The organism is Brevibacterium sp., from assembly GCF_022712115.1.
GTDB classification, from domain to species: domain Bacteria; phylum Actinomycetota; class Actinomycetes; order Actinomycetales; family Brevibacteriaceae; genus Brevibacterium; species Brevibacterium salitolerans.
Genome location: NZ_JALAHB010000225.1, coordinates 1 through 3,549 on the forward strand (window position 1 = coordinate 1; position 3,549 = coordinate 3,549).

General features: G+C 71.7%; 3 protein-coding genes. All 3 read right to left on the bottom strand.

Annotated elements, in window-relative coordinates; all coding sequences use genetic code 11:
- The coding region (gene dnaG, locus Q0A33_RS13425; RefSeq protein WP_291797726.1) for a DNA primase at window positions 1-1,127 on the bottom strand (1,127 nt) is incomplete at its 3' end.
- Between the two features lie 33 nt (window positions 1,128-1,160).
- Window positions 1,161-2,450, bottom strand: coding sequence for a deoxyguanosinetriphosphate triphosphohydrolase (locus Q0A33_RS13430; RefSeq protein ID WP_291797729.1), 1,290 nt, complete (start codon window positions 2,448-2,450; stop codon window positions 1,161-1,163).
- A 1-nt stretch (window position 2,451) separates the two neighbouring features.
- Window positions 2,452-3,549: tRNA dihydrouridine synthase DusB (dusB, locus tag Q0A33_RS13435; protein WP_291797733.1), on the bottom strand; the 1,098-nt coding region annotated here is incomplete at its 5' end.

The following is a 3,549-nucleotide window of genomic DNA, read 5'->3' on the forward strand; positions in this document are numbered from 1 at the left end:
AAGAGGGGGCGGCGGGAGTCGATGAGCTCGCGCACCGCGGCGTCGCCGGCGGCCAGGCGCAGATCCGCCGGATCACGGCCGGAGCGCTCGACGGCGACGAAGGTCTGGGAGACGAACTTCTCGTTGAGCTCGAAGGCGCGCAGCGCGGCCTTCTGCCCGGCCTCGTCGCCGTCGAAGGTGAACACGACCTCGCCCGTCCCGGCGGCGTCGTCGCCCAGCAGCCGGCGGACGATCTTCACGTGCTCATCACCGAAGGCCGTGCCGCAGGTCGCCACGGCCTGCTCCACCCCGGCGAGGTGCGCGGCCATGACGTCCGTGTAGCCCTCGACGATGACGACGCGCTTGGTCTTCGAGATCGCGCGCTTGGCGAGGTCGAGGCCGTAGAGCACCTGTGCCTTGTGGTAGAGGCCCGTCTCCGGCGTGTTGAGGTACTTGGGACCGGGGTCGTCCTCGTAGAGCTTCCGGGCGCCGAACCCGATGGTCCGCCCCGTGACGTCGCGGATGGGCCACATGATGCGGCCGCGGAAGCGGTCGTACACCCCGCGCTGGCCCTCCGAGACCAGACCCGTCGCGACGAGCTCCTCCGTCGTGAAGCCGCGACCGCGCAGCGCCTTGAGCAGATGGTCCCAGCCGCGCGGGGCGTAGCCGACGCCGAAGTGCGCGAGCGCCGCGTCGTCGAAGCCGCGGGTGTGCAGGTACTCGCGCGCCGCACCGGCCTCCTGGGAGCCGAGCTGCGTGCGATAGTACTCCTCCGCGAGCTGATGGGCCTCGATGAGCCGCTGCCTGCGGCCGACCTCCTCACGGTCCGGGCCGGAGCCGCCCTCCTCGTACGTGAGCTGGACGCCCGCGCGCTCGGCGAGCCGCTCGACGGACTCCGCGAAGGTCATCCCGTCGAGCTTCTGGAGGAACGTGAACACGTCCCCGCTCTCCCCGCAGCCGAAGCAGTGGTACATCCCCACCTGCGGGCGGACGTGGAAGGACGGGGTCTTCTCGTCGTGGAACGGGCAGAGGCCCTTCATCGAGCCCACACCGGCGTTCCGGAGCGTGACGTACTCCCCCACGACCTCGTCGAGCCGGGTGCGCGAGCGGACCTCGTCGATGTCCTCGCGCCTGATCAGTCCCGGCATGCGCGGGCGCCTCCTCTGTTCACGGCAGTCGGTTCACAGCAGGTCCGCGTCCGCTGCGCGGATCCGGTGGAAGTGCGTCCAGGCGGAGTGGTCGGTGAGGGAGGCGACCTGGTCGATGACGGCGCGGAGCCTGCCCGCATCGTCCTCGGCCTCCGCGTGGTCCGCGGCGAACATGGGATCCATCGCCGCGGGGCGCTCGCTGAAGAACTCCGTGAGGGTGCGCAGCACGTCCCCCTGGATCTCCTGCAGGCGCAGCCGGTCGTCGGCGACCATGACGGTGAGCGTCGCCATGCCCTTGAGCACGGCGATCTCCTCCGCCGAGGCGTCGGGGACGACGAGGCTGCCGGCGTACCTGCCCAGCGGCCCCCAGCCGAACTCCTCGCGGGTCGCCGCCTCCGCGGCCGCGGTGAACCTGCCGATGAGCTGGCTCGTCATGTGCTTGAGCGAGGCCTGGTCCCGGCGCGTGCCGGTGTAGCTCTCACGGGGCCAGTAGGAGGCCTTCTGCAGGCGGCCCAGCGCCGCGGCGACCGTGTCCTCGGCGGCGTCCGGGAGGTACCAGGCGCGCGTGATCTCCACGAGCCGGGCCAGCGCTCCGTCGTCGGTGAAGCCGTCGAGCCGGAGGTGCCCGGCGACCACGGCGTCCTCCACGTCGTGGACCGAGTAGGAGATGTCGTCTGCGAGGTCCATGAGCTGCGCCTCGATGCACCGCTGCCCCGCGGGGCGCCCCTGGCGGTAGAAGGCGAAGACGGAGGCGTCGTCTACGTAGACGCCGAACTTCCGCACGGGCGCGCCTTCCCGGCCGGCCGGCGCCTCGGCGCGCGGCCACGGGTACTTCGTGCAGGCGTCGAGGCTCGCCCGGGTGAGGTTGAGGCCGGCGGGACCGCCCGCCTCCGTGAAGACCTTGGGTTCGAGGCGGGTGAGGAGACGCAGCGTCTGCGCGTTCCCCTCGAAGCCGCCGATCCCGCTCGCGAGCTCGTCCAGCACCGTCTCCCCGTGATGGCCGAAGGGCGGGTGTCCGAGGTCGTGGCTGAGGCAGGCGGTGTCGACGATCTCGGGATCGCAGCCGAGGTACCGGGCGAGTTCGCGGCCCACCTGCGCCACCTCGAGCGAGTGGGTGAGCCGGGTGCGGACGAAGTCGTCGCTGCCGGGCGAGACGACCTGCGTCTTCGCGCCCAGGCGCCGGAGCCCGGAGGAGTGGACGACACGCGCCCGGTCGCGCTGGAAGGCGGTGCGGCGCGGGTTCTTGGGCGCTTCGACCACCCAGCGGTCCTGGTCCTCGGCCGAGTACTCGTAGACGGGAGCGGGGAGGTAGCCGGTCGTCACGTCAGCCGCCCGAGACGTCGAGTTCGGCCTCGGCCAGCTCCGCGTACCAGGAGTCGTCCATGGTGCGCGAGTCCAGCCAGCCCTCCGGGAGGTGCGGGCGCCGGGGGCGGGTGGTGCGCCCGCGGGCGCCCTCCGCGGCCTCGCCGGGATACGGCTGGCCGCGGTCGAGCTCGCCCAGCAGCGCGTCGAGCTCCTCGAGTGAGGAGACCTTCGCCAGCCGGCTGCGTAGGTCGCCGCCCACCGGATACCCCTTGAAGTACCAGGCGATGTGCTTGCGCAGGTCGCGGACGCCCATGAACTCGTCCTCGTAGTGCTCGGTGAGGTAGACGGCGTGCCTGCGCACGGCGTCCGCCACGCCGCCGAGGTCCGGCTGATTGCGCAGCGGATTGCCTGCGAGCGCGTTCTCCAGATCCCCGAACAGCCAGGGACGCCCCTGGCAGCCGCGGCCGATCACCACCCCGTCGCACCCGGTCCGCTCCATCATGGTCAGCGCGTCCTCGGCGGCGAAGATGTCGCCGTTGCCCAGCACGGGGATCTCGTCGCCCACCAGGGAGTGCACGACCTCCTTCATGCGGGCGATCGACTCCCAGTCCGCCGTGCCGGAGTAGAGCTGCGCGCAGGTGCGGCCGTGGAGGGTCATGGCGGAGACCCCGGCGCGCACCGCGGTGCGGGCGGCGTCGACGAACGTGAGGTGGTCGTCGTCGATGCCCTTGCGCATCTTCACGGTGAGCGGGACGCCGCCACGGTCGGCCTCGCGCACGGCGGTCTCCACGATGGCGGTGAAGAGGTCCGTCTTCCACGGCAGCGCCGATCCCCCGCCCTTGCGGGTCACCTTGGGCACGGGGCAGCCGAAGTTCAGGTCGATGTGGTCGGCCCGGTCCTCCTCGACGAGGAGGCGGACGGCCTTGCCCGTCGTGACCGGGTCGACGCCGTACAGCTGGACCGAGCGCGGCGTCTCGTAGGGCTCGTGGTGGATGATCCGCATGGTCTTCTCATTGCGCTCCACGAGTGCCCGCGTGGTCACCATCTCCGTGACGTAGAGACCGCCGCCGTACTCACGGCACAGCCGGCGGAACGCCGTGTTGGTGATGCCGGCCAT